This window comes from Enterobacter sp. fkY84-1, from assembly GCF_052974705.1.
This window is the reverse complement of record NZ_CP169393.1, coordinates 2,329,759-2,356,579: the sequence shown is the minus strand read 5'-3', so window position 1 is coordinate 2,356,579 and position 26,821 is coordinate 2,329,759. Positions and strand designations below refer to the sequence as shown.

Genomic DNA, 26,821 nt, shown 5'->3' with positions numbered 1-26,821 from the left:
TTTTTATGGCAATGACCAATAGCATCAATTGCATCATTACTGTTAAATTGATAAGTAAATTCATATCAATTCAGGAGGTCGTCTCGTGCAGTTTCGCCAGATGCGCCACTTCATCGTCGTGGCCGAAGAGCTCCATATGCACCGGGCCGCGGAGCGTCTGAACATGGCGCAGCCGGCGCTGAGCCAGCAGATAAAGGCCCTGGAAGAACGTTTAGGCGTCACGCTTTTCAGCCGGGCGAACCGCCGCTTGACCCTGACGCCCGCGGGCGAAGCATTTCTCGTGAAAGCCCGGCTTGCCATCTCGCTGACCGAACAGGCGGTGCTGGACGCCAGACAAACGGCACGGGGCGAGCAGGGTGTGTTAAACCTCGGGTGCGTGTCGAGCGCGATGTTTGACGGCAGGCTGCCCGCCGCGCTGCGCCAGATGCACAGCCGCTGGCCCGCCATTACCATGTCGCTGATGACGGGAAACGTGCAGACGCTCTACGCCGCCGTGCAGAGCAACCAGCTGGATGTGGCCATCATCCGCGCGCCGCTGCCGTCGCTGCCGGACGATCTGCAAAGCCGCCCGTTCGCCTCGGAGAAAACGGTGCTGGCGCTGTATCGTCAGCATCCGCTGGCCGGGTCCGCCGCGCTGACGCTTTCGTCGGTGAAAGACGAAAAATGGATCTCCCTGCGCGACCCGGAGGGAATGGGGCTGGAGCAGTACTTCTATGACGCCTGCAGCGGGGCGGGCTTTCAGCCGGACGTGGTACAAAACGCGACCGACGTGCCCACGGTCATCAGCCTGGTTTCGGCAGGGTTTGGTCTGGCGCTGCTGCCCGCGTCGGCAAAGGCGGTGAGCGTCGAGAACGTCGTCTACGTGGACATCCTTGACCGGCTGCGGGAGAGCGAACTCACCCTTGTTTGCCACCGGATTATTCGTTCAGAAGTGCTAAAAAAGTTTCTGGTTACGCTCGATCACACCTGACGTCCTGCTGCCCGCAGGAGCTGCTCGCGCAGCCAGGCGTTCGCCGGATCCTGGCTGTTTTTCGGGTGCCAGTACATGTTGATGGTAATGGGCTGGAGCGGCAGCGGTGGTGCAAAGAGATCCAGCGTGCTGGCGAACTGCTTCAGCATCCGTTCCGGCAGGGTGCACACCAGGTCGGTACCGGCAACCAGCGCAGGCGCCATAGCGTAGCTCTGGGTGGACATGGCAACGTGTCGCTGACAGCCCAGCCCGGCGAGGGTTTGGTCGACAAATCCGGTAAACGGATCGCCCGCCGACGACACCACCAGATGGGAAAGCGCGCAGTAGACCTCCAGATCTAACGCACCCGTTCCGCGCGGATGGCCTTTTCGCTGGGCGGTGGCAAACGCGTCGTCGAGGAGTTTGCGCCTTACCCACCCGTCATGGGCGCCCGCGCTCACGCCGATGTAGAGATCCACATCGCCGTTTTCCAGCTGCTGCGGCAGTTCGGCCATCTCGGGCAGGGCGAAGCGCAGGCGAATACCGGGAGCATCGGTACCCACCTGGTTAAGCAGCGCGGTGCCGAGCATCAGCGCCGGGTTTTCATGCAGCGCGATGACAAATGTCCGGCTGCTGGTTTGCGCGTCAAACGCGGTGGGCGCAAACATCGCGCTGATGCCGCGCAGCACGCCTGTCACCTGCGGCCTGAGCGCTTCCGCGCGCGGCGTGGGTAACACCCCGCGTCCATGCGGGGAGGGAATAAATAGCGGTTCGCCAAACAGCGTGCGCAGACGCGCGAGACGAGCGGACAACGCGGGCTGGCTGATGCCCAGCCGCGCGGCCGCATGGGTGATGTTCCTGTCCTGAAGCAGGGCGTCCAGCGTCAGGAGCAGGTCTATGTCCATGTCAGATATCCGCGTCATCTTATTTCGCGCTGCTGGCGTCCCGGTTGGTATAGGTCACAGGGACCCAGGCATAGCCGCCTTTCTCGCCTTTCGTCACATAGCCGATGCCCGGGAAAGGCAGATGGGGCGCGGCAATGAGGTCCTTATTTTTCACAAAGTCAGCGAACGCATGCTCGCGTACGCTTGCCGCTTTGTTCTCATCTTCATCGTAGGTGATGGTCACCGCAGGCTGCGGAAACTGGACCGCCGCGGCGTGAATGATGTCGCCGACAAAGGTGATCTTCTCGCCTTTGCTTGTCAGGGTGTAGAAGGCTGAACCCGGCGTGTGTCCGGGATGAACCGTGCCGGTAAGCCCCGGAAGAATCTCCGATGTGCCGCTAAACGGCACCACTTTCCCCGCGTCAAGGTAGGGTTTTAAGGTCTTCTGCGCGACGTCGAAGTAGTTCTTGCCGTAGCCGGTTTTCTTCTGATTGTCGTCGTTAAAGAAAAAGTCGATGTCCGGTTTGCCAACGAAAACGCGCGCGTTGCTGAACACCACCTTGCCGTCTTTCACCAGGCCACCCGCATGATCGGAGTGGGCGTGGGTCAGCAGGACTTCAGTGATGTCCTCGGGTTTTATTCCCTGCGTGGCGAGGCTCTCAACCAGACGTCCGCCGGTATCAGGACCAAAGAGCTGGCCCGAGCCCGTATCCACCAGGATTTTATGTCCGGGTATCGCAATCAGAAACGCGTTGATGGAGACCTCAGCCGGGTTGGTCTGAAAGTTTTTCGCGAGCAGCGCATCAATGTTTTGCGGCGTTGTCCGGCGCAGCAGCTTGTGCAGATCCTGCGCGACGGTCCCGTCGGTAAACGAGGTGACAAGCACGTCGCCGACCTGCACGCTGTAACCGCCCGCCGGTTGTTTAACGACGTGCTGCGGCGTTTCTGCAGAGGCCTGGAGCGCAGGGTAGAAAAGCAGTGAGCTGGAAATCAGCGTGGAAAGAGCAAGTTTTTTCACGGTAAGCATACGAGTCTCCTTTGAAAGTGCTCATCTTACTGCTCCGTAAAATTATAAGAACCTGCCCAGAAATGATAGGACCTATAAACGGGATGGATAGGAAACCGAAGGGCCGGGAAGGCGCGCGATAGCTTTCCCGGCCCGTAGACATTATTTTTTCAGCGGTGCGTTCCAGCTGTCCGGCGTGGCTTTGGACCATGAGCCATAAGCGGCATTAGGCAGCACAATCCAGTCGTTGCCGAAGTGGTCCGCGCTGGCCTCAACCAGATCACGCTGCTGCTCGCTCGGCTTTTTGTTTTTAAACTGCACGGCGAAATCCGGCAGGCTGTCGCCGAACAGCATCACGATCTGCTGCTTTTTGAGGATGCTCTGACGGCGCTCTTCCTTGCTGACGGTATCCAACAGCACGCTTTCGTCAGATATCTGCGGCAGGCCGAGAGCGTTTAACGTCTTCAGCGTGTCGGCTTTGTTTTCCTGCATACGATCCGAGACATAGTAGATGCGGACCTTGCTTTGATTCACGCGGTCAAGAAACGCTTTCGCCCCCGGAATTAAGCCGGGTTTTCCCTGTTTCTCCCAGTCGCTCCAGGTGTCCCATTTCGTATAGTCGTGACACTGCTCCATGTCGCGCACCAGCAGAGGGGTGTTATCCAGTACCGTTTCATCCAGGTCCATTACCACGGCGTAATTTTCGGGCGTTTTCAGATCCTTTAACTTTTCGTTGAAACGCTCGGTGGCAAACCGATAGGTTTGCAGCTGAAGGGCCATAATCTCTGCCGATTTCTGCTGATAGCGCAGCGCCATTTCGTACGCTTTCGGTTCACACAGGTCGTGCTCCGCGGCCGTCGCCGCTGCCGCTGCACTCAAAACCGGTAATGCCAGCAGTAATGCCTTAGCCATTGAATTCACACTTCTTTCCTCAACACCGTAGTTAAAATCCCGAAAGCGTAATGAAATTCAGTGACAGAAATATGACCGTGATGTGGCAATGTGTTTCCGCTAGACCAGCATGTAATACCAGAACAGAGCGACCTCGTCTTTTTCCGGTAGGGCGTTGTAGAGATAACGATCGTATCCGCCCAGGGTAAATCCGTAGTGACGGTAAAACAGGCAGGCAGAGACGTTCACATTTTGTGTTTCAAGCCGTAATCCCGGCGCGTTTACGCTGCGGGCCCACACGTGCGCGGCGGCCATTAATTTATGCGCGGCGCCGGTTCTGCGTTTGGTGCGCTCAACGGCAATATAATCCACTGAAATAAATTTATTCCAGCCGACTGACGCGGTAATAAATCCGGCTATTTCACCGTCGTCCGTTTCCGCGACAAGAAATATGGCGTCCGGATTAACGCAGTGATTTTCAAGCGTTTGAATGTCGAGTTCGTAGGTTTTTATCCACGGCTCTGCCACGGCTTCAATATGCAAATCACAGTGGATAAACGGCTCCCGGGCAATGTGGCTAATGGTGAAAGAAAAGTCACAGCATTCAAGGCGTGCGAAGTCGGTATTGAGTCCTTTTCGAATCTGCATAGTATTCCCGTTAGTGAGTTATTTCATAAAGAATAGACGAAGCGGTTAAATCCGCTGAGCTCACGCACTTTTAATCCTGAACTAAGCTTGTACTTCGTTCCGCGTAAAATGTGGGTCATTCGAGGACAATGAATGGAATTCAGGACATTTCAAAAGCAGTGGGGTGCTGAGTTTATTTCCGATGACGTTGTACGTTTTCGCGTCTGGGCAGAAGGACAGAAAGAACTTACGCTACGTCTTGCCGCCACCGACGTGCCGATGACGGCAACCGGCGACGGCTGGTTTCAGGCGGACGTCCCCGGCGTCAGGCACGGTGCAGAATATCAGTTTGTTCTTCAGGACGGCACGGCGGTGCCCGATCCCGCCTCGCGGGCGCAAAAGGGTGACGTTAACGGCCCCTCAGTCGTGATCGATCCCCGACGTTACCAGCCGGTCAACCGCGACTGGGCAGGGCGGCCGTGGGAAGAGACGATCATTTACGAACTGCACATCGGCACGTTTACCCCGGAGGGCACCTTCCGGGCGGCGATCGACAAGCTGCCGTATCTGGCGGAGCTGGGGATTACCCAGCTTGAAGTCATGCCCGTCTCCCAGTTTGGCGGTTCCCGCGGCTGGGGGTACGACGGGGTGCTGCTGTATGCCCCGCACTCTGCATACGGCACGCCGGAGGATTTCCACGCGTTTATCGACGCCGCGCACGGGCTGGGGCTTTCCGTGGTGCTGGATATCGTGCTCAACCACTTCGGCCCGGAGGGGAACTATCTGCCTCTGCTGTCGCCCGCGTTTTTTGATGAGCATCGAATGACGCCGTGGGGCAACGGCATCGCTTACGAGCGCGAGCCGGTGAGGCAGTACATCACCGACGCACCGCTCTACTGGCTGACGGAGTACCGTCTGGACGGCCTGCGCTTTGATGCCATCGACCAGATTAAAGACAGCTCCGGGACGCACATTCTCGAGGAGATTGCCGCAAAAATTCGCGAGGCGATCCCGCACCGGCACGTTCACCTGACCACGGAAGACAGCCGCAACGTGATTTTTTTGCATCCGCGCGATGAACAGGGCCACACGCCGCTGTTTACCGGCGAGTGGAACGATGATTTTCACAACGCTGCCCACGTGTTTGCCACCGGTGAGACGCACGCCTATTACCAGGACTTTGCCTTTGAGCCGGAGAAAAAGTTCGCCCGGGCGCTGGCGGAAGGCTTTGTCTACCAGGGCGAGATTTCGCTGCAAACCGGCGAATCCCGCGGCGTGGAGTGCCGCACGCAGCCGCCGCAGTTCTTCGTCGATTTCATCCAAAACCACGATCAGACCGGCAATCGCGCCCAGGGCGAGCGGCTTATCTCCCTCGCGGGGGCTGATAAAACGAGGGTGCTGCTTGCCGCGCTGCTGCTTTCCCCCCATATCCCGCTGCTGTTTATGGGCGAGGAGTTTGGTGAAACACATCCTTTCCTGTTCTTCACCGACTTTCACGGCGAACTGGCAAAGGCGGTGCGGGAAGGGCGCGCGAAAGAGTTCACCGGCCATGCCGGGCACGATGAAACTGTCCCGGACCCGAACGACGTGAACACGTTTATCCGCTCAAAGCTCGACTGGAACAAAATCGCCACCGACGAGGGCAAAACGTGGCTGCGCTATACGCGCCATCTGTTGACGCTGCGCCATCGCTATATCGTTCCGCTTCTGCATCCGGGCGGTGCCGTTGAGGGCCATGTGCTCAAGACCGCGCCCGGCATGGTGACGGTGAGCTGGCGCTTCCCGTCAGGCACGCTTTCTCTGGCGCTGAACATTGGAACGAAGCCCGTCGACATGCCCGCGCTCGCGGGGGAGACGCGCTTCGCCTGGCCGGAGCTCAACGACGTTTTACCCCCGAACGGTATTGTCGTTCGCTTTGCTGATGGAGAAGCATCGTTATGATCCCTTCCGCCACGTACCGTATTCAGTTCCGTAACGGCATGACCTTCGACCGCGTTGTGGCGCTGGTGCCGTATATGAAGGACCTCGGCATCAGCCACCTTTACGCGTCGCCCGTGTTCACTGCCACGACGGGGTCTACCCACGGCTATGACGTGACCAACCCGAATGAAATCGACCCCGCGATTGGCGGACGAGAAGGCTTTGACCGCATGGCCGCGGCGCTTAAGCAGGCCGGTATGGGGCTGATTCTGGATATCGTCCCTAACCATATGTCCACCTCGCTGGAAAACCTCTGGTGGCGGGACGTGATTGACTATGGCCAGCAAAGCCGCTACGCGCACTATTTTGACATTGACTGGTCGAGGCCGCTGACGCTGCCGTTTCTTGGCGATACCTTTGAGGCGGAGCTGGAGAAGGGAGCCATTACGCTAAAACGTGACCCTGTCACGGAAAAGGCCGCGCTGGTTTACTACGACGCCGAGTATCCGCTTAACCCGGGCACGTACAGCGAGGAGAAAAGCATTGCCGAGCTGCACGAGGCGCAAAGCTGGCGGCTGATGTCCTGGCGGGAGGCGCCGAAGCAGCTCTCCTGGCGTCGCTTCTTTGAGATCACCGGGCTGGTCGGCATCCGGGTTGAAGATGATGCGGTCTTCGACGATACGCACCGGCTGATCCTTGAGCTGGTCCACGCGGGCGTGGTGGATGGTCTGCGCATTGACCATGTCGACGGCCTGGCGGATCCGCTGGGTTATTTGCAGAAGCTGCGGCAGGCCGTCGGGCCCGACTGCTACATCACGGTCGAAAAGATTCTCGCCAAAGGGGAACAGCTCCCCGCTGACTGGCCGGTATCCGGCACCACCGGCTACGAGTTTATCGCCTCGCTGGCGGAGGTGCTGGTCGACGACGATAACCTCTCGCGCCTGGAGACAATCCACGACGAAACGCTCGGCGTGACGGTCGATCGCCACGCGGAGCTGCGCGATGCCAAAGGCCTGATGACCGATCGCAATTTTGAGGGTGAATTCACCACGCTGCTAAACCTTGCTGAGGATCTGGCCCGCCGCAATGAGGTTGCGCTGCCGCGCGAGGAGATCCGCCACGCGCTGCGCGAGCTGCTTATTGCGTTTCCGGTGTACCGCACCTACGGCACTCGCGAGGGGTTAACCCCGCCGGACGTGGCGCTGCTCAACCGCGTGATTGCCAGCGTGGAGACGTCTGAAGCCGCGCTCAGCCTGATCGTGCGCATTCTTACCGGCGACCTGCCGGAAGATTGCCGCGAGAGCGTCGCGCTGTTCAGGACCCGCTTCCAGCAGCTGACCGGGCCGCTGATGGCGAAGTCCGTTGAAGACACGCTGTTCTTTCGCCACAACCTTGAGCTTGCGCTCAATGAAGTGGGGGCCGACCCGACCCCGCGCGCGTTTTCCTTATCCCGCTTCCACCAGGAGATGCGCATTCGTCTGGCCCGTCAGCCCGACGCGCTGCTGGGTACCTCCACGCACGATACCAAGCGCGGGGAAGACGCCCGGGCGCGCCTTTACACCCTCACGGAAGCCCCGGAACGCTGGGGCGAGAACCTTACCCGCTGGCGGCAGATGAACCAGACCCAGGTGCGTTTTCTCAATGACGGTACCGCGCCGAACGCCGCCGATACGTGGATGATCTACCAGGCGCTGGCGGGCGTCTGGCCCGCCACGCTGTCACCGGACGACGCTGAAGGGCTTAAAGCACTCGAAACGCGGTTCCTCGGCTTCCTCGAAAAAGCGCTGCGCGAGGCGAAACAGCGCACCGACTGGATCGACAGCAACGAGAGCTATGAGAGCGTGGTGTTGAGCTACGCGCGGCACCTGCTTTCGCCGGACAACACCCTGTTCCTGCACGATTTCAGCGAGGCGATGCAGCCCTTTATTCGCGCCGGGCTGATGAACAGCCTCAGCCAGACGGCGATCAAGCTGACGGCGCCCGGCGTGCCGGATATTTATCAGGGCAGCGAGGCGCTTAACTTCAGCCTGGTCGACCCGGATAACCGACGCGAGCCGGACTTTCCGGCCCTGGTGCAACACCTCAGCGCGGCGGATGCCGGGGTGTTTGACAACCCGGCCTGCTGGCGGGACGGACGGGTCAAACAGTTTGTTACCGCCACGCTGCTGCGGCTTCGACCGCACTACGACGCGCTTTTCCGCTACGGCGACTGGCTGCCGCTTAAGGTCACCGGCGAGCGGGAGGAGAACCTGATTGTTTATGCGCGCGTTAAGGACGAGGAGGCGCTGATTGTCGCCGTGCCGCGTCTGGTTTTTGGCATCACCGATAATCATCAGCTGTGGGTCAATACCACGGTGGCGATACCCGACGAACTGGCCGGGAAGCGCTATCGGGATCTGTTCAGCGGTGAGAGCCGCATTCTGCAAAAGACGCTGGATTTAACGTCAGAAAAGGGATGTGTACTGATTCTGCTTACCTGCGAATAATCGTGGAGAACGAAAATGGCAAAGGATACAACGTTTGAAATTCGGGCCGGTCATGGCCAGCAGTTGGGGGCGAATTATGACGGGAAGGGCGTTAACTTCGCGCTGTTCTCCGCGCACGCTGAACGAGTGGAGCTCTGTCTGTTTGACCCGTCCGGGAAAACGGAAATCGCCCGGCTGGAGCTGCCGGAGTATACCCATGAGATCTGGCACGGCTATGTGCCTGACCTGAAGCCGGGCGCGCTGTACGGCTATCGCGTCTACGGCCCCTACGACCCGGAAAATGGTCATCGCTTTAACCCGCATAAGCTGCTCATCGACCCGTATGCTCGCGAACTGGTGGGTGACATCGACTGGAACGACGCCCATTTCGGCTATGAGCTGGGGCATGACGAGCTGGATTTGAGCTTTGATACCCGCGACAGCGCGCCGTTTACGCCGAAATGCAGGGTTATCGACCCGAACGCCTTTGACTGGCAGGACAACAACCGGCCGAACGTCCCCTGGCCGCATACCGTTGTCTATGAGAGCCACGTGAAGGGGTTTACCCAGATGAACCCGGCCATCCCGCCCGAGCTGCGGGGCACGTTTGAGGGGATGGGGCACAAAGCCTCGGTCGACTACATCAAAAGCCTGGGCATTACCTCGGTGGAGCTGCTGCCGGTTCACTGGTTCCCGGACGACCAGCATCTGCTCGACCGCGGGCTGAAGAACTTCTGGGGCTATAACACGCTGGGCTTTTTTGCTCCGGCGTCGCGCTACTACGGCCCGGCGGGGATCCAGGGCTTTCGCGATATGGTGCGCGCCTATCATGACGCGGGCATCGAGGTCATTCTGGACGTGGTGTACAACCACACGGCGGAAGGGAACGAGCTTGGCCCGACGCTCTCGTTTAAGGGGATTGATAACTACAGCTATTACCGCACGCTGCCCGACCAGCACCGGTACTACATCAACGACACCGGTACCGGGAATACAGTGAATACCTCGCACCCGCGCGTGTTGCAGATGGTGATGGATTCCCTGCGCTACTGGGCGGAATCAATGCACATAGACGGTTTTCGTTTCGACCTCGGCACAATCCTGGGCCGCGAGCCCGAAGGATTTGACCCGCGCGGCGGTTTCTTCGACGCCATGACCCAGGATCCGGTCTTATCCCGACTGAAGCTGATTGGTGAACCCTGGGATATTGGCCCCGGCGGCTATCAGGTGGGCGGATTCCCGCCGGGCTGGGGGGAGTGGAACGACAAATACCGCGACACCGTTCGCGAGTACTGGAAGGGGGACAACGTCTCCACGGACTTTGCCGCGCGGCTTCTCGGCTCCGGCGATCTGTACGATCTGCGTGGGCGTCGCCCGTGGGCCAGCGTCAACTTTATCACCGCCCACGACGGCTTTACGCTGAATGACCTGGTGTCTTACAACGAGAAGCACAACGCCGACAACGGCGAGGACAATAACGACGGGCATAACGATAACCGCTCGTACAACTACGGCGAGGAAGGGCCAACCGAGAACCCGGACATCATCGCTACCCGGGAGCGGCAAAAGCGTAATTTCCTGACCACGCTGCTGTTTTCCCACGGCACGCCGATGCTGCTGGCGGGGGACGAGTTTGGCCGCACGCAGAAGGGGAACAATAACGGCTACTGCCAGGACAGTGAGATCTCGTGGATCGACTGGAAGGGGCTCTCCGAAAACGATGCCGCGCTGCGCGAGTTTACCCGTCGTCTCATTGCCCTTCGCGCGCAACAGCCGCTGCTGCGCCGTGAAAGCTGGCGCGACGGGCTCGAGATCCGCTGGTTCAATGCCGGAGGCGGTCCGCAGCAGGCCGAGCAGTGGGATGAAGGCTCAACGCTCGGGGTCTCCATCAGCAGGCCGGATCTTCAGCAGGAGGACGGCATCTGGCACGACGTGCTGATGCTGTTCAATCCGTTTGAAGGCACCGTGCCGTTCCAGATCCCGCAGTTTGGCGAAGGGGGATGGGTGCTGGAGCTGTCTACGGCGGATGATGCCGCCACCGGGACAGCGATCACCGAAACCGTTGAGTACGCGCTGGCCGGACGGAGCATTACGCTGTTCCGCCGTCCTTAGTTACAGTGACGCCGCCGCCCGTGCGGCGGTGTCATACAGGGAGGAGATCGTGCGTAACAGCTGCGCGGTCTCGCCAATCGACTTCCCGGCAATGCCGCTCTCCGCGTGGATCGCTATCAGACACGCCTCCCGCACGTCCCGGTATTTCATGCACAGCGCTTTCCCTTCCTCCGTTGTAGAGAAAAAGAGCTCTTTCCCCGCTTTCTCGCTCGTCACGTAGCCTGCTTTGACCAGCTTTTTCAGCGCATAGGTCACCACGTGGGTGTCTTCCACGTTGAGGACGAAGCAGATATCGGCCAGCTTTTTCTTGCGGTCGCGGTGGTTCACGTGATGCAGCAGCGAAACGTCAAAGGCGCCCATATCGGGCTCGCCGGCAGCCGTCATGCAGCGCACCATCCATTTGTTAAAGGCGTTGCCGGTCATGATCAGCGCATATTCCAGCTCTGATAACTCCGCGCAGCGCTCGGATACCAGATGGCGGGAAGAGACGATCCGGCCCTCGTTGATATCGTCGCGATCGGGTGAAGCACTCTTTTCTGAGGTCATAACGTTCCTTAGCCAGAAATGTAAACTCATCGATAAAATAAGAACATTTTATTGATAATTTGTTTACATGTTTTTGAGGTTCAGATATAGCTTTTTAGCGCAGGTTTTGCGAAGCCTGCCAACAAAACACAACATCGCTCGCCGCAAATTAAAAAAATAGCCGTCGGCGCGCAACGCTCACTTTCGATAGGGTAAACGTTATGGACGGTACTACGCTGCTGCCGCTGATCGGGATACCGATCGTGGTTATTGGTTTTGCACTGCGCTTCAACCCGCTGCTGGTGGTCGTGGTGGCGGGGCTGGCGACGGGTCTGCTGGTCGGCATGGATTTCGGGATGCTGCTGGAGACCTTTGGCGAGAAGTTCGTCAATAGCCGATCGCTGGCCACCTTCATCCTGATCCTGCCCGTGATTGGTCTACTGGAATATTACGGGCTTAAGGAGCGCGCCCAGGCCTGGGTGGCGAAGATCGCCAGCGCCACCTCGGCGCGTATTCTGATGCTTTACTTTGTCGCCCGTGAAGGCACCGCCGCGCTGGGACTGATGTCGCTGGGCGGCCATGCGCAGACGGTGCGCCCACTGCTGGCGCCGATGGCCGAAGGGGCGGCGCTGAACGAATATGGCGAGCTGCCGCAGCACATCCGCGACAAAATCAAAGCCCACGCCGCCGCGTGCGACAACATCGCGGTCTTCTTTGGGGAAGATATCTTTATTGCCTTCGGGGCGGTGCTGCTGATCGACGCGTTCCTGAAAGAGAACGGTATTCCTGGCATTGAACCGCTGCATATTGGCCTGTGGGCTATTCCGACCGCCATTGCGGCATTAATTATTCATATGACGCGCCTGCTACGCCTCGATGCGAGCATCCGTCGCGACGTGATGGCCTGGTGGGCAGAGCAGGGTACGCAGGAGGCCGCGCAATGATGACGCTTATCACCATTAACCGCGTGTACTACCTGATCGGCTTTGTCGTAATGCTGCTGGTTGTCATGACCCTGCGCGATCGCGCCAACCCGAAGCGCTTTACTACCGCGCTGTTCTGGTTCTTGTTTGGCGGGATCTTCCTGTTTGGCGATCTGATGGTTCAGGAGCTGGGGAAATCGCTGGCGTACCGGATCATTGGCGGCGGCGTTATCGTTATCGCGCTGCTGGCGGGTTTTGGTCTCGTCGGGAAAGGGCACTATAAAATGTCCACCGAGGAGGAGCGCGTCGCGTCGTCAAACCGGCTTAAAAACTGGCTGTTCCTGCCGGCGCTGATGATCCCGGTGGTGACGGTGCTGGGCACGTTATTCCTGAAGGGCGTTTCGGTCGGCGGCGTGTTTCTGCTCGATCAGAAACAGCTCACCCTGGCGGCGCTGTGCGTGGCCTGCGTCGCGGCGATCCTCACCGGCTGGTGGCTGACCAAAGGCACGCCGCTCCATGCCGTTCGTCAGTCTCGTCGTCTTGTCGATACCATCGGCTGGGCGGTGATCCTGCCGCAGATGCTGGCCATGCTTGGCGGCGTGTTCGTGGTGGCCAACACGGGTGACTCGGTGCAGAAGGTGGTGAGCCTGTTTGTGAACCCGGATAACCGCTTCATGCTGGTGGTGATTTATTGCGTGGGTATGGCGCTGTTTACCATGATTATGGGTAACGCCTTTGCGGCCTTCCCAGTGCTGAGCGCGGGGATCGCCTTGCCGTTTCTGATCAACGTGCATCACGGCAACCCGGCGCCGCTGCTGGCGATTGGCATGTACGCAGGCTACTGCGGCACGCTGATGACGCCGATGGCCGCGAACTTCAATATCGTTCCCGCCGCGCTGCTGGAGCTGAAAGACAAATATCAGGTGATCAAGATACAGATCCCGACCGCGTTAACCCTGCTGGTGGTGAACGTGTTCTTAATGTATTTCCTCGTGTTTCGCTAAGGAGCTGTCATGGAATTAACGCAACATCAGGCCGACGCGTTTGCCCGCATGCCTTTGACCTATTTGCGCCAGGAATACCCGAACCACATCATGCACCTGCTGAATGATGATGGTGACGTGCTGCCGCCGCGCGAGCTGCATCCCATTTTCTACGGCTGTTTTGACTGGCACTCGGCGGTGCACGGTTACTGGCTGCTGCTGCGCTGCGTGCGCCTCTATCCAGAATTACCGTGCCGGGACGCGATCGTCGCGCTTTTTGACGAGCACCTGACCGAAGAGAACGTGGCGAAGGAGCTGGCCTATTTTACCGCGCCGTTCCGCGCCTCGTTTGAGCGGCCGTATGGCTACGGCTGGCTGCTGGCGCTGGCCCAGGAGCTGAAACAGTCGTCGCTGCCGCAGGCCGCAGGCTGGTACCAGACGCTGGAGCCGCTCACCCAGGACATTCGCAACCGGCTGGTGGATTACCTCGGCAAGCTCACCTATCCGATCCGCGTCGGGACGCACTACAACACCGCGTTTGCCCTCGCGCTGGCGCTGGATTATGGTCGCGCAGTGGGCGACAAGGCGCTTGAGCAGGCAATTCTGGCGGCGGCTGAGCGGTTTTATCTCGCCGACACGCGCTATCCGGCTCATTATGAGCCCGGCGGAGACGAGTATATTTCCGGCGCGCTGACGGAGGCACTGCTGATGAGCAAGGTGTCGGAGGGCTTCCCGGCCTGGTTTGACGCGTTTCTGCCGGAGGTGGGCGCCGTTACGACACTCATGAACCCGGCGGAAGTGAGCGATCGTACCGACCCGAAAATTGCCCATCTGGACGGGTTAAACCTTAGCCGCGCATGGTGTATGAAGCACATAGCGAAAGCGCTTCCTGCCAGCCACCCGGCGCAACCGGCATTGCGCGAGGCGGTGACGAAACATCTGGCCGCCAGCGTCGAGCATGTGGTTGGCAGCCACTACAGCGGCGGGCACTGGCTGGCGAGCTTTGCGCTGCTGGCGCTGGAGTAAACAAACGCGCCGTCTTTCTTGCCGGGTGGCGCTGCGCTTACCCGGCCTACATTGTGCAACGCTTGCCTGGAGGCCTTGCCGGGCGCAGCCTACATTTCTTTGATTTTTAATGCGATTAATACCTTAGTCGGATATTTTTTCGTCATTTCTCTGGAAACAGATATCTTTTTTACCATCGCAAAAGTGTACGATACGCGGCCACATACCCACAGTGGATGGATGGTTAATATGGCTGTTATACCTTTGTTGCCTAAAGAAGGAATCGCACTTGTGTTGGCAAACATGAGGATTGCAAGAGCGCATGGTATGAGTAGAAACATGGCTATCCCTACGACCTATCTTTGGTTTTATCAAAAAGTAAGAAATAAGGGGCCGTGGGATTACAAGCAAGGACACCCGGAGTTAGCAAATTTTGGGAACTTCAATTATGGTTCGGCTGGCTATGCTGCCGGGATACCCTCAGAAACGCTATTGATGGGTGCTGGATGGGCGCAGGAAAGAGCTAAAACCTCCAAAAAGAAATGGGGGCACTGGTATCAAAAACCGCCTTATGGGGATGATCCTCACGATCAGTTTTGGATAAGGCAAGGTATAGAATATGCAAAGAAATACGGTTATTAAACGGCTTCATTGCTTACTCACAACGATTCTATTGCTCGTTGTTTGTGGGTTTCTGACATATCAATACTCTTTTAACGCACCTTCTCACGATAGTTTTGTCAGCAAACAGAAACTCTCTGATTCCGTCACACTGTACATAACTAAGTATGATGATGGAGGCGCTACGGTGTCGGATGTTTACCGCTTCTATTTAGATAAAGACAACAGCGGGAACATTATGAAAGCCCTTGAAGATCGATCACCATTCCTTGAAGCCAATACAAGCAATGTTACTGCTTCGGCTTATGGGAACACGGTAAATGTAAAAATCACCGGCAAGGTTTATTCATTCACTAATTCTGATCTGTTCTATGCAGATGGTGTAGCGATCATGCCTGTAATTAACCTCATAGCCAATGGAATAAGAGATTAATTAACATAAGGAGTTATAGAAATGGCTGTACCAGTACACCTCTTTTTGAAAGACGATGGCGGAGCAATGATCCGTGGCGGTTCTGATGTTGCAGACCGTGAAGGAAGTATAGAGCTCAGAGATCTGATTCATAACCTGAGCATTCCAACAGATGATGCAACGGGTAAACTTACAGGTACAAGGCAACACTCTGCTTTCAGTCTAACAAAAGCAATTGATTCATCTTCACCCTATCTATACAAAGCTGTGGCTACAGGTCAAACGCTTCATAGTGCTGAATTAAAGTTCTACCACATCAATGATGCTGGTCAGGAAGTGGAATACTTCAATATCCTTATGGAAGGGGTGAAGGTCATTTCAATAACTCCAATAATGCATGATACAAGAGATTGTCCCGGTACTGGTCACATGGAAAATGTATCTTTGCGATATGCAAAAATCACATGGAAAATTCTGGACGGAAATATTCAGTACACTGATGCGTGGAACGAACGCCCTGCAGCGTAGGCGTAAAAACGAGCAGCGCCGAGAGGCGCTGCAACAATTTACGCGGATGCCCGAACCGCAGGGCGCAGCCTGCTCAGGCTAAATACCACCGAACCCGTCGAGGCGATGACGGCTAACCACAGTGCAACCTGGATAGCATGTTGATGGCCCCATCCTGACGCCGCTCCCAGCAGAACGCCCACCACGGCGGCGCCGAGACACTGGCCGAATGTTCTGACGATCGACAACACGCCGGAGGCATAGCTGGCATGTTCCCGCGCCACGTTAGCGAGCATTTCCCGGTTATTGGGACTCTGGAAGCAGCCAAATCCAATACCGCATACCAGACTGCGCAGACAGATATTCCACACGGAAGGATTCTCCGGCAACGTGGCCAGCAGGACCAACCCTCCGACAAAGACCATCAGCCCGAGGGTCGAGATGAGCGGCGCGGAGATCGTATCCGCCCAGCGACCCGCGTGCGGCGCGATCAGCACGATGCCAATCGGCCATGGGGTAAACAGCAGCGCCGACACCACCGGGCTGTAGCCATACACGCTCTGAAACAGGAACGGCAGCGCGACAAACGTGATCCCCTGGCTCACAAACGAGGCCAACGAGGTCAGCGCGGCGAGGGTGAAGCGCCCGTTTCTGAACATCACCGGCGGCAGTAAAGGATATTGCGCGCGCCAAATCCGCCAGGTAAAGGCGAGGGCACTGACCAGCGCGAGAACGCTCCAGCAGACGGCCTGCAGACTAATGTGTTGCGTCACGTGCTGAAGGCTGTCGGCCAGCATGATCGCGGAACCTAACAGGACGGCGGAGAGCACGGCGCCCGGTGCATCAAAGGGCGGTCTGTCAGCAACCGATTCCCGCGGCAAGGCCCGCCACGCCAGCAGCAGGGCGATGCTGCCCGGAATAAGGTTAATGGCGAACAGCCATTGCCAGCTCAGGGCGTCCAGTATTGTTCCACCGAGTACCGGGGCAATCGCCGTGCTGGAGGCGATAAGCAGGGCGTGCAGCCCCAGAATACGGCCCAGCAGTCGGCCCGGAAAAACGGACCGCAGGATCGCCGGAGCAATACTCAGGGTCGCCGCCCCGCCGATGCCCTGCAGAATTCGCATCCCGGTTAACATTTCCGGCGTTGTTGCCAGCGCGCAGCCGAGCGAGGTGAGCGTAAAGGTGGCAAGCCCGCTCAGAAAGACCGGGCGATAGCCCACGCGTGCCGCCAGCGCGGCGAAAATAGCCAGCGTCATCGCCGCTGACAGCAGATAACCGTTAGCGAACCAGACCGCAATGTTCGCGGGGACCTGCATCGCTCTAGCCATGGAGGGGAGCGCGATGTTGATCATGGTGCCGTCAAAGACGCCCATCAGCGTGGTGGTCATGACGGCGGCCAGGACCCGGGCGCGTTCATGCCCGGGTAAACCTTCATCGCCGGGCTGGTTGGTAAATAGCATCATCGTCGTTACTCCGGATAAGAATAGTGATGACGAAACTATAATCATGCGCTATACAGGGCGGAAGACGCAGCATTTGCACTTAATCGTTGCATATAACGCCTTATCTGAGGAGCCATCGTGTCCGATCCTGACTTTAACCTTCTGGTTGCGCTCGACGTTTTGCTGGCCGAAGCCAGCGTGGCGGGCGCGGCGCGACGTTTAAACCTGAGCCCCTCCGCCATGAGCCGTACCCTGAGCCGGCTGCGGGAGGTAACCGGCGATCCTATTCTGGTGCGGGCCGGACGTCATATGGTGCTGACGCCCTGGGCCGAAGCCACCCGGGATCGCGCCAGAAGCGCCGTGCATGAGGCGAGGGCGGTGCTGCAGCCCTCCACCGACACGCTGAAGGTGGAAAGCCTTGAGCGGCTGTTCACTATTCGGGCCAACGACGGTTTTGTGGTGGCGTTTGGACCTATGCTCATAGCCGCGGTGGCGAGCGTTGCGCCCGGGGTCTGCATCCGCTTCGCTCCCAAACCTGAAAAAACGTCGCGCTATTTACGGGAGGGGCTTGTCGACCTGGAGATCGGCGTGCAGAGCAACATGGGGCCTGAAATACGGCTGCAAAGGCTCTTTCAGGATCGGTTTGTTGGCACGGTGCGCAAGGGACATCCGCTGTCTTCACAGCCTGAGGTCAGCCTTGACGATTATGTTGGCTGGGGCCATGTGGTGGCGTCGCCTGATGGGGCGTTACACGGGTCTGTGGACGACGCGCTGGCGGAGCGGGGGATGAAACGAAAGATCGCCAGCGTGGTGCCTGGATTCCCGACGGCGTTATCCGTAGCGCTGGCCTCCGACCTGATTGCTATGGTACCGGCGTTGTACCTGCTCAATCAGGCAATGACCGAGCGCGTGCACGTCTTTGAACTGCCCTTTAAGACCCGCACTATTACGGTATCCCAGATGTGGCATCCGCGCATGGAGCGGGATCCGGCGCATCGCTGGCTCAGGGAAAAGGTCCTTGAAGTGTGCCGCGCGGTTTGCTGACGCTCAGAGCACTTTCCCCTGCACCGTGAGGATGAAGCGCGTCGACACCGCATCCGATTCCACGCGGACTTTTCCGTGGTGCGCGGTGACGATGGACTTCACGATGGCAAGCCCAATCCCGCTGCCTTCGCCCTTACGCTGCCTGGACGGATCGACGCGATAAAAACGGTCAAATAGCTTTGGCAGATGCGCCTGTGGGATCGGCGTGCCGGGGTTTTCTGTTACCAGCTCAACGTCGTTATCCCGTTTTCTGATGGAGACCGTTACCGTTTTCCCTTCCGGCGTATAGCGCAGGGCGTTGGAGAGCAGATTATTGATTGCTCTTCTGAACATCTGCGGATCGCCTTCTATCAGGCAGGGCATCCCGTTAAATTTCAGCGAGACGTGGCGTTCTTCCGCCCAGGCTTCGAAGAAATCGAAGACTTTCATCACCTCGGCGCGTAAATCAAACATCACCCGATCCGGGATGAGCTGATTATTATCCGCCTGCGCCAGGAACAGCATGTCGCTGACCATGCGGGTCATCCGGTTGTACTCTTCCAGGCTGGAGTAGAGGACATCTTCCAGCTCTTTCTGGGAGCGGTTCTGACTTAACGCGATTTCCGTTTGCGTCACCAGGTTGGTGATGGGCGTCCTGATTTCGTGGGCGATGTCGGCGGAAAAATTCGCCTGTCGGGTAAAGACATCTTCAATTTTCCCAATCATATGGTTGAAGGAGATCACCAGCTGTTCCAGCTCAACGGGCACGCGGGACGGCTCCAGTCGCGCATCCAGATTTTCGGAGGTGATATTTTTAATGGCGGTGCTGACGTTACGCAGGGGCAAGTGTCCCTGACGCACCGCGATACGAATCACCAACACAATCAGCAGGCTGATTGCCGCGGCAATGGCAAAAAGATTCTTCTTCAGCGCCTCAAGGTAGTGGAGATGAAAATTAATTGAGAGCCCGATCAGCATGACGTAGTCCTGGGTTTTGCCCTGCAGCGTTGTCCTGCCTGAAGAGGCGATAATCCGGTACGTTTCCATTTTCATGTCGGACCCGGCATGCATAGGGTTGACCGGGTCTTCTACCGTCCAGAGAAACACATCCTGTGCCTGACGGTGTTTGCTAAAGTTCGCTGTGTTCATCGCCGGGCGCAATGCCGTGCCTTGCGCCGAGCTGAACAGGGTATTGCCCTGCGGATCCAGAAGCAGGACGGCCACGTTGCGGTAGCTGGCGACCGACTCTTTGAGCTTGCTGATTTTCTTTTGGTCGGGATCGGCCGGAGACTGGAGGATGCGATGCATTGCGCTGCTAATCTGCTGTAAGTCGCTGATATCCTGCTCGGCAAAGTGCTTCTCAACGGAGTGCAGCATAAACCAGGTAAAGGCGAAGAAGGCCAGTATGGTGGAGAGGCTGATAAAAAAGGTCAGCCGCAGCGCAAGCGAGAACGGGCGTCGGAGGGGCCTAACGGGCATCCGGCACCTCCAGCATATAGCCTACGCCGCGTACCGTCTGGATCAGCTTGGGTTCAAAATCGTTATCGATCTTTGCGCGCAGGCGCTTTACCGCCACATCTATTGCGTTCGTGTCGCTGTCAAAGTTCATATCCCACACCTGGGAAGCAATCAGGGAGCGGGGCAGCACCTCGCCCTGATGACGCATGAAAAACTCCAGCAGGCTGAACTCCTTGCTGGTTAACAGGATGCGATTGCCCGCCCGGCTGACCTTCCTCGACACAAGGTCAACCGTCAGGTCAGCCGCCTGAAGCTGGCTTTCCGCGATCACCGTATTTCCGCGTCTTAGCAGCGTCCTGACCCGGGCGAGCAGTTCCGCAAAGGCGAAAGGCTTAATCAGATAATCATCCGCGCCCAGCTCAAGCCCTTTAACCCGGTGCTCTATCGTACCGAGAGCCGTCAGAAGCAGTATGGGCATCCCTTTACCGGCAGAGCGAAGCATGCGGACAATATCCCAGCCGTTCACGTCGGGCAGCATGATATCCAGAATCAGCAGGTCATATTCCGCGGTCATGGCGAGGTGGTACCCGGTGAGGCCATTATCCGCATGGTCCACGACAAACCCCGCTTCCGTCAGCCCTTTGCTGAGGTATTCCCCGGTTTTCATTTCGTCTTCAACGATCAGTATTTTCATCTTGCTCCCCAGATTGGCTGCTGATGACATTGTAGTGAGCCCGCGATCGTTAACAATGACTTACGCCATAAATGACAACATTGTCATTATCCTGTCACCGGTCAAACAGGATGCGTTCAGTAGAGTAGCCCTAAAAATCCTCTGGACTTGATTTGAACCGCTATGTTCCTGTTAAAACGACTCAGCATCACTACGGTATTTATCCTGGCAGGCTGCGTCTCGCTGGCGCCTGACTACCCGCGCCCGGCATCACCGGTACCCCGGCAGTTTTCGCTCTCGCGCAACGGCCTTACGCCCGCAGCGGCCGGGTATCAGGACACCGGCTGGCGCAACTTCTTCGTCGACCCTCAGGTAGCTGGATTGATTACAGAAGCCCTGAAAAACAACCGCGATATCAAAATGGCCGCCCTGAAGATTGAAGAGGCCCGGGCGCAGTTCAACGTGACGGAGGCGGATCGTTATCCGCAGTTGAATGGATCCGCGGGTATCACGTACAGCGGTGGGCTAAAAAGTGACAACCCGACCTCACGGCAGTACGACGCCGGTCTTGCGCTTAGCTACGAACTCGACTTTTTCGGCAAGCTGAAGAACCTGAGCGAGGCCGACCGTCAAAACTATTTCGCCAGCGAAGAGGCCCGTCGCGCAGTGCATATTCTGCTTGTCTCTAACGTGTCGCAGAGCTATTTCAACCAGCAGCTGGCGTATAAACAGCTGCGCATCGCGCGGGAAACGCTGAAAAATTACCGGCAGTCTTATGCGTTCGTTGAGCAACAGCTGGCGACGGGGAGCACCAACGTGCTGGCGCTGGAACAGGCCCGGGGACAGATCGAAAGCACGCAGGCAGAGATTGCCAAACGAGAGGGGGAGCTGGCGCAGGCCAACAATGCTCTGCAGTTGCTCCTCGGCACCTATCGCGGATTGCCGGGCGACAGCGGAATGAACGCCCGCGATGTTGCGCCGGTAAAACTCCCGCCCCATCTTTCTTCAGCGATACTGCTGCAGCGCCCGGATATTATGGAGGCGGAGTATCAGCTTAACGCGGCCGATGCGAATATCGGCGCCGCACGTGCCGCTTTTTTCCCGTCTATTTCCCTGACCAGCGGGCTTTCAACAGGCAGTACGGAATTATCCAGCCTGTTTACCGCGGGCAGTGGGATGTGGAATTTCATCCCCAAAATTGAGCTTCCGATTTTTAATGCGGGCAGGAATAAGGCCAACCTGAAGCTGGCTGAAATTCGTCAGCAGCAGTCGGTTGTGAATTACGAACAAAAAATACAGGCTGCCTTCAGGCAGGTTGCCGACGCGCTCGCGCTGCGGGACAGCCTCAACCAGCAGCTTGCTGCGCAAGAACGGTATCTTGATTCGCTAAACATTACCCTGCAGCGGGCCAGAGGATTATATACCAGCGGCGCGGTGAGCTATATCGAAGTATTAGACGCGGAACGGTCGCTGTTTTCCACGCAGCAAAATATTCTCGACCTTATTTATGCCCGGCAGGTTAATGAAATTAACCTCTTCACCGCGCTGGGCGGCGGTTGGGCCGAATAACCTCACTTAATTAAAAAGGATATTAAACATGCGCAATTCACTTAACGCCGTCGTATTTGGTGCAATCATTATGTTTTCTGCCGGTCTTCAGGCTGAGGTTCATCAGCACGCGGAGATGAGCGCCGCCAGCGAAGGTGCCTCAGAGCAGGTTATCACCGGGACCGGCATTGTGAAGGATATTGATCTTACGAATAAAAAAGTGACGATTTCTCACGAAGCCATCCCGGAAATTGGCTGGCCCGCGATGACCATGCGTTTTACTTTTATGCAGGCCGACGCGAGTATTACTGCCTTAAAAGTCGGCAGCCACGTGAATTTCTCGTTTGTTCAGCAGGGCAATCTCTCTTTACTCAAGAGCATTAAATAGCGAGAAACGGCATGGCCTCATTAAAAATAAAATATGCTGCTGTGATAGTCGGCAGCCTTATTGCGGGAGGGCTGATATCGGTGACGGCCTGGCAGGCTCTTCATTCATCTGAAAAAACAGAAAATAGCGTTTCTGAAAGAACGGTGCTTTTCTGGTATGACCCGATGAAACCCGACATTAAATTCGATAAGCCCGGTAAATCACCGTTTATGGATATGGATCTGGTGCCGAAATTTGCCGATGAGGATGGTAAAAGCAGTGACGGTATCCGTATCGATCCGACCCAGGTTCAGAACCTGGGATTAAAAACGCAAAAAGTGACGCGCGGAAAGCTGAATTATGCCCAGACGATCCCGGCCAACGTCAGCTATAACGACTATCAGTTTGTCATTGTGCAGGCGCGTGCGGAAGGGTTCGTTGAGAAAGTGTACCCGCTGACGATTGGCGATAAGGTGAAAAAAGGCACGCCGCTGGTTGATATCACCATTCCGGACTGGGTCGAAGCGCAGAGCGAGTTCCTCCTGCTTTCCGGCACCGGCGGAACGCCCACGCAGATAAAAGGCGTTCTGGAGCGTCTGCGCCTGGCGGGTATGCCGGATGACGATATTCAGCGGCTGCGTGCGACCCGCACTATCCAGACCCGGTTTACCATCAAGGCGCCCATTGACGGGGTGATCACGGCCTTTGACCTGCGCACCGGGATGAATATTTCCAAAGAGAAGGTGGTGGCGCAGATTCAGGGGATGGATCCGGTCTGGATCGGCGCGGCGGTCCCTGAATCCATTGCTTATCTGCTGAAAGATACCTCGCAGTTTACTGTTTCGGTACCGGCTTATCCGGATAAATTCTTCCCGGTTGAAAAATGGCGTCTTCTGCCGAGCGTGGATCAAACCACCCGTACGCTGCAGGTGCGCCTGCAGGTCTCCAACAAGGATGAACTGCTGAAACCGGGCATGAATGCCTACCTGAAGCTGAATACCCAAAGTCAGGAAATGTTGCTCATTCCGTCTCAGGCCGTTATCGATACCGGGAAAGAACAGCGCGTTATTACCGTTGATGCGAACGGGAAGTTTGTACCGAAAAGGATCCACGTTCTGCATGAATCTCAGCAGCAGTCCGGCATTGGTACCGGACTGGAAGAGGGGGAGTCGGTGGTGGTCAGCGGTCTGTTTCTGATTGACTCGGAGGCCAATATTACCGGCGCGCTGGAGCGCATGCGCCACGCTGAAGCCGCTGACGACGCGCATTCAGGCCATTAAGGAGACGATGATGATTGAATGGATTATCCGGCGTTCGGTTGCCAACCGTTTCCTGGTGATGATGGGTGCGCTGTTTCTCAGCGTCTGGGGGACATGGACCATCATCCACACCCCGGTCGATGCCTTGCCCGATCTGTCTGACGTTCAGGTGATTATCAAAACAAGCTATCCCGGACAGGCCCCGCAGATTGTTGAAAACCAGGTGACCTATCCACTCACCACCACCATGCTGTCGGTTCCTGGCGCGAAGACCGTGCGCGGTTTTTCACAGTTTGGTGATTCGTATGTGTACGTTATTTTTGAAGACGGGACCGATCTGTACTGGGCCCGCTCGCGCGTGCTGGAGTACTTGAATCAGGTTCAGGGCAAACTCCCCGCCGGGGTGAGTTCCGAAATCGGCCCAGACGCCACGGGCGTAGGCTGGATATTTGAATATGCGCTGGTGGACCGTAGCGGAAAACACGATCTCGCCGAGCTGCGATCATTGCAGGACTGGTTCCTTAAATTTGAGCTAAAAACAATCCCGAACGTGGCCGAGGTGGCCTCCGTTGGCGGCGTGGTGAAGCAGTATCAGATTCAGGTTGACCCGTTAAAGCTGGCGCAGTTCGGCGTCAGCCTGCCGGAAGTTAAGCAGGCCCTTGAATCGTCTAATCAGGAAGCAGGGGGATCGTCCGTAGAAATCGCGGAGGCGGAATATATGGTGCGGGCCAGCGGCTATCTGCAGACCATCGATGATTTCAATCACATCGTCCTGAAAACCGGTGAGAACGGTGTGCCGATTTACCTGCGTGATGTTGCCCGCGTACAAACGGGGCCGGAAATGCGCCGTGGTATTGCCGAACTGAACGGGCAGGGTGAAGTGGCGGGCGGCGTGGTGATCCTGCGTTCGGGTAAAAACGCGCGCGAGGTCATTACGGCGGTAAAAGACAAGCTGGAGACGCTGAAGGCCAGCCTGCCGGAAGGCGTTGAGATTGTGACCACCTACGATCGCAGCCAGCTCATCGACCGGGCCATTGATAACCTGAGCAGCAAACTTCTCGAAGAGTTTATCGTGGTGGCCATCGTCTGCGCGCTATTCCTCTGGCACATTCGCTCGGCGCTGGTGGCGATTATCTCTCTGCCGCTTGGCCTGTGTATTGCCTTTATCGTCATGCATTTCCAGGGGCTGAACGCCAATATTATGTCGCTGGGAGGCATTGCCATCGCCGTCGGCGCGATGGTGGATGCCGCCATCGTGATGATTGAGAACGCGCATAAGCGGCTGGAAGAGTGGGATCACCAGCACCCGGGAGAGCAGATTGATAACGCCACCCGCTGGAAGGTGATTACCAACGCCTCTGTAGAGGTTGGACCGGCGCTGTTTATCAGCTTGCTGATCATCACTTTATCCTTCATTCCCATCTTTACCCTTGAGGGGCAGGAAGGGCGGCTGTTTGGTCCGCTGGCCTTCACCAAAACGTACGCCATGGCAGGAGCGGCCGCGCTGGCCATCATCGTGATCCCCATTCTGATGGGATTCTGGATCCGGGGTAAAATCCCCGCCGAGAGCCGTAACCCGCTGAACAGGCTGCTGATTAACGCCTATCATCCGCTGCTGATTCGGGTGCTCAACTGGCCCAAAACAACCCTGCTGGTTGCGGCCTTATCCATCTTCACGGTGATCTGGCCCCTGAGCCAGGTAGGCGGCGAGTTCCTGCCGAAGATTAATGAGGGTGATCTGCTGTATATGCCGTCAACGTTGCCCGGCGTCTCTCCGGCAGAAGCGGCGGCATTGTTACAGACCACGGACAAGTTAATAAAAACCGTCCCTGAAGTGGCCTCTGTCTTCGGCAAGACCGGCAAAGCCGAAACGGCAACGGATTCCGCGCCGCTCGAAATGGTGGAAACCACCATTCAGCTTAAGCCTGAGGATCGGTGGCGTCCCGGGATGACGATTGACAAGATCGTTGAGGAGCTTGATAAGACCGTTCGTTTGCCCGGTCTGGCGAATCTCTGGGTTCCGCCCATTCGCAACCGCATTGATATGCTGTCGACCGGGATTAAAAGCCCGATTGGCATCAAGGTGTCTGGTACCGTTCTGGCTGATATCGACGCCACGGCGCAAAGCATTGAAGCAGTAGCCAAAACGGTGCCGGGCGTGGTGTCTGCCCTGGCAGAACGTCTGGAAGGCGGGCGCTACATTGATGTCGATATCAACCGGGAGAAAGCCTCCCGCTATGGAATGACGGTGGGCGACGTGCAGCTGTTCGTCTCCTCGGCCATCGGCGGTGCGACGGTGGGTGAAACGGTGGAAGGCGTGGCCCGCTATCCGATTAATATTCGTTACCCTCAGGACTACCGGAATAGCCCGAGCGCGTTGAAGCAGATGCCGATCCTGACGCCTATGAAACAGCAGATTACGCTGGGTGATGTGGCAGATATCAACGTTGTTTCAGGCCCCACGATGCTGAAAACGGAGAATGCCCGGCCTGCGAGCTGGATTTATATCGATGCCCGCGGCAGGGATATGGTGTCGGTGGTGAACGACATTAAGACGGCCATCAGCCAGAACGTGAAGCTCAGGCCGGGTACCAGCGTGTCATTCTCCGGGCAGTTTGAACTGCTTGAGCACGCCAACAAGAAACTGAAGCTGATGGTGCCGATGACGCTGATGATCATTTTCATTCTGCTCTATCTGGCGTTCCGTCGCGTGGATGAGGCCCTGTTGATCCTGATGAGCCTGCCGTTTGCGCTGGTCGGCGGGATATGGTTCCTGTACTGGCAGGGCTTCCATATGTCCGTGGCAACCGGCACCGGGTTTATCGCGCTGGCTGGGGTGGCAGCAGAGTTTGGAGTGGTCATGCTGATGTATTTGCGTCATGCCGTTGAAGCACATCCGGCGCTGTCCCAGCGCGAAACGTTCACAGAACAGGGGCTTGATGACGCCCTTTATCAGGGCGCCGTGCTGCGCGTGCGGCCAAAGGCGATGACCGTCGCGGTGATTATTGCCGGTCTGCTGCCCATTCTCTGGGGGACCGGGGCAGGCTCAGAAGTCATGAGCCGGATAGCGGCGCCCATGATCGGCGGGATGATTACGGCACCGCTGCTGTCACTGTTTATTATTCCTGCGGCGTATAAGTTAATTTGGTTGCGCAGGCATAAACCAGAGACAGCCGTTGGTGAAGATGACAGGGGAGTCAATACCTGATAAATTAGCTATT

23 protein-coding genes are annotated in these 26,821 nt (G+C 57.3%); 15 read left to right on the top strand and 8 right to left on the bottom strand.

Going from position 1 to position 26,821, the window contains the following annotated elements:
- The first annotated feature begins 85 nt into the window (after window positions 1-85).
- Entirely contained in the window at window positions 86-970 is an 885-nt protein-coding gene (locus ACEPLT_RS11260; protein ID WP_008501665.1) for a LysR substrate-binding domain-containing protein, read from the top strand.
- Here ACEPLT_RS11260 and ACEPLT_RS11255 read toward each other — a convergent pair.
- The 4 genes from ACEPLT_RS11255 to ACEPLT_RS11240 all read right to left on the bottom strand — a co-directional run bounded on the left by ACEPLT_RS11255 (window position 961) and on the right by ACEPLT_RS11240 (window position 4,378).
- Window positions 961-1,872 (bottom strand): LysR family transcriptional regulator, encoded by a 912-nt coding sequence (locus tag ACEPLT_RS11255; RefSeq protein ID WP_032674817.1) that lies wholly within the window; start codon window positions 1,870-1,872, stop codon window positions 961-963. The two genes, ACEPLT_RS11260 and ACEPLT_RS11255, sit on opposite strands and share 10 nt — an antisense overlap.
- A gap of 1 nt (window position 1,873) precedes the next feature.
- Complete coding sequence (locus tag ACEPLT_RS11250) at window positions 1,874-2,860, bottom strand: MBL fold metallo-hydrolase (protein ID WP_008501663.1); 987 nt, start codon at window positions 2,858-2,860, stop codon at window positions 1,874-1,876.
- A gap of 141 nt (window positions 2,861-3,001) precedes the next feature.
- Window positions 3,002-3,751, bottom strand: coding sequence for a 5'-nucleotidase, lipoprotein e(P4) family (locus ACEPLT_RS11245; protein WP_249429293.1), 750 nt, complete (start codon window positions 3,749-3,751; stop codon window positions 3,002-3,004).
- 99 nt (window positions 3,752-3,850) lie between these two features.
- Complete coding sequence (locus tag ACEPLT_RS11240; RefSeq protein WP_008501660.1) at window positions 3,851-4,378, bottom strand: GNAT family N-acetyltransferase; 528 nt, start codon at window positions 4,376-4,378, stop codon at window positions 3,851-3,853.
- Window positions 4,379-4,510: 132 nt separating this feature from the next.
- On the opposite strand from ACEPLT_RS11240, the gene treZ reads away from it, so the two are divergent.
- The 3 genes from treZ to glgX are packed head-to-tail and all read left to right on the top strand — an operon-like array spanning window position 4,511 to window position 10,854.
- Window positions 4,511-6,298 carry a malto-oligosyltrehalose trehalohydrolase gene (treZ, locus tag ACEPLT_RS11235; protein WP_032674815.1) on the top strand — a complete coding sequence of 596 codons (1,788 nt, stop codon included), beginning with the start codon at window positions 4,511-4,513 and terminating at the stop codon, window positions 6,296-6,298.
- A complete protein-coding gene (gene treY / locus ACEPLT_RS11230) occupies window positions 6,295-8,763 on the top strand; it encodes a malto-oligosyltrehalose synthase (RefSeq protein ID WP_232927761.1) in 2,469 nt (822 codons plus the stop codon). The genes treZ and treY overlap by 4 nt, the downstream gene beginning before the upstream one ends.
- A 15-nt stretch (window positions 8,764-8,778) precedes the next feature.
- The gene (glgX, locus tag ACEPLT_RS11225; RefSeq protein WP_025911082.1) at window positions 8,779-10,854 is read left to right on the top strand and encodes a glycogen debranching protein GlgX; all 2,076 of its coding nucleotides are present in this window, start codon (window positions 8,779-8,781) and stop codon (window positions 10,852-10,854) included.
- Here glgX and ACEPLT_RS11220 read toward each other — a convergent pair whose 3' ends face one another.
- Window positions 10,855-11,400 (bottom strand): winged helix DNA-binding protein, encoded by a 546-nt coding sequence (locus ACEPLT_RS11220; protein ID WP_021240146.1) that lies wholly within the window; start codon window positions 11,398-11,400, stop codon window positions 10,855-10,857.
- A gap of 200 nt (window positions 11,401-11,600) precedes the next feature.
- On the opposite strand from ACEPLT_RS11220, the gene ACEPLT_RS11215 reads away from it, so the two are divergent.
- The 6 genes from ACEPLT_RS11215 (at window position 11,601) to ACEPLT_RS11190 (ending at window position 15,851) form a co-directional block, all read left to right on the top strand.
- Window positions 11,601-12,323 (top strand): DUF969 domain-containing protein, encoded by a 723-nt coding sequence (locus tag ACEPLT_RS11215; protein ID WP_032674813.1) that lies wholly within the window; start codon window positions 11,601-11,603, stop codon window positions 12,321-12,323.
- Complete coding sequence (locus ACEPLT_RS11210; RefSeq protein WP_021240144.1) at window positions 12,320-13,306, top strand: DUF979 domain-containing protein; 987 nt, start codon at window positions 12,320-12,322, stop codon at window positions 13,304-13,306. The genes ACEPLT_RS11215 and ACEPLT_RS11210 overlap by 4 nt, the downstream gene beginning before the upstream one ends.
- Window positions 13,307-13,315: 9 nt before the next feature.
- Window positions 13,316-14,311, top strand: a complete 996-nt coding sequence (locus tag ACEPLT_RS11205) for a DUF2891 domain-containing protein (protein ID WP_248214472.1) — start codon at window positions 13,316-13,318, stop codon at window positions 14,309-14,311.
- A 75-nt stretch (window positions 14,312-14,386) separates the two neighbouring features.
- Window positions 14,387-14,932, top strand: a complete 546-nt coding sequence (locus tag ACEPLT_RS11200) for a polymorphic toxin type 44 domain-containing protein (RefSeq protein WP_232927765.1) — start codon at window positions 14,387-14,389, stop codon at window positions 14,930-14,932.
- Complete coding sequence (locus ACEPLT_RS11195; protein WP_032623151.1) at window positions 14,910-15,344, top strand: hypothetical protein; 435 nt, start codon at window positions 14,910-14,912, stop codon at window positions 15,342-15,344. Before ACEPLT_RS11200 ends, ACEPLT_RS11195 begins: the two co-directional genes overlap by 23 nt.
- A 21-nt stretch (window positions 15,345-15,365) precedes the next feature.
- Window positions 15,366-15,851, top strand: a complete 486-nt coding sequence (locus ACEPLT_RS11190; protein ID WP_045354100.1) for an Hcp family type VI secretion system effector — start codon at window positions 15,366-15,368, stop codon at window positions 15,849-15,851.
- Between the two features lie 38 nt (window positions 15,852-15,889).
- On the opposite strand, the gene ACEPLT_RS11185 is transcribed toward ACEPLT_RS11190, so the two are convergent.
- On the bottom strand, window positions 15,890-17,293 hold the full coding sequence (locus ACEPLT_RS11185; protein ID WP_232927767.1) for an MFS transporter: 1,404 nt from the start codon (window positions 17,291-17,293) through the stop codon (window positions 15,890-15,892).
- Window positions 17,294-17,410: 117 nt separating this feature from the next.
- Between ACEPLT_RS11185 and ACEPLT_RS11180 the strand changes: the two genes are divergently transcribed.
- Window positions 17,411-18,316, top strand: a complete 906-nt coding sequence (locus ACEPLT_RS11180) for a LysR family transcriptional regulator (protein WP_232927768.1) — start codon at window positions 17,411-17,413, stop codon at window positions 18,314-18,316.
- 3 nt (window positions 18,317-18,319) lie between these two features.
- Here the strand turns inward: ACEPLT_RS11180 and ACEPLT_RS11175 are convergent, their stop codons facing one another.
- Together ACEPLT_RS11175 and ACEPLT_RS11170 are read right to left on the bottom strand one after the other, a co-directional pair.
- Window positions 18,320-19,774 (bottom strand): Cu(+)/Ag(+) sensor histidine kinase, encoded by a 1,455-nt coding sequence (locus ACEPLT_RS11175; protein ID WP_232927770.1) that lies wholly within the window; start codon window positions 19,772-19,774, stop codon window positions 18,320-18,322.
- Window positions 19,764-20,447 (bottom strand): copper/silver response regulator transcription factor, encoded by a 684-nt coding sequence (locus tag ACEPLT_RS11170; protein ID WP_008503517.1) that lies wholly within the window; start codon window positions 20,445-20,447, stop codon window positions 19,764-19,766. Before ACEPLT_RS11170 ends, ACEPLT_RS11175 begins: the two co-directional genes overlap by 11 nt.
- A gap of 162 nt (window positions 20,448-20,609) precedes the next feature.
- Between ACEPLT_RS11170 and ACEPLT_RS11165 the strand changes: the two genes are divergently transcribed.
- Genes ACEPLT_RS11165 through silA form a run of 4 tightly spaced genes read left to right on the top strand, consistent with a single transcriptional unit; the run spans window position 20,610 to window position 26,808 of the window.
- Complete coding sequence (locus ACEPLT_RS11165; protein ID WP_232927772.1) at window positions 20,610-21,995, top strand: efflux transporter outer membrane subunit; 1,386 nt, start codon at window positions 20,610-20,612, stop codon at window positions 21,993-21,995.
- A 28-nt stretch (window positions 21,996-22,023) separates the two neighbouring features.
- A complete protein-coding gene (cusF, locus tag ACEPLT_RS11160) occupies window positions 22,024-22,362 on the top strand; it encodes a cation efflux system protein CusF (protein WP_008503519.1) in 339 nt (112 codons plus the stop codon).
- Between the two features lie 11 nt (window positions 22,363-22,373).
- Window positions 22,374-23,621, top strand: a complete 1,248-nt coding sequence (locus ACEPLT_RS11155) for an efflux RND transporter periplasmic adaptor subunit (RefSeq protein ID WP_232927774.1) — start codon at window positions 22,374-22,376, stop codon at window positions 23,619-23,621.
- A gap of 10 nt (window positions 23,622-23,631) precedes the next feature.
- A complete protein-coding gene (gene silA, locus ACEPLT_RS11150; RefSeq protein ID WP_232927776.1) occupies window positions 23,632-26,808 on the top strand; it encodes a Cu(+)/Ag(+) efflux RND transporter permease subunit SilA in 3,177 nt (1,058 codons plus the stop codon).
- Window positions 26,809-26,821: the final 13 nt, after the last annotated feature.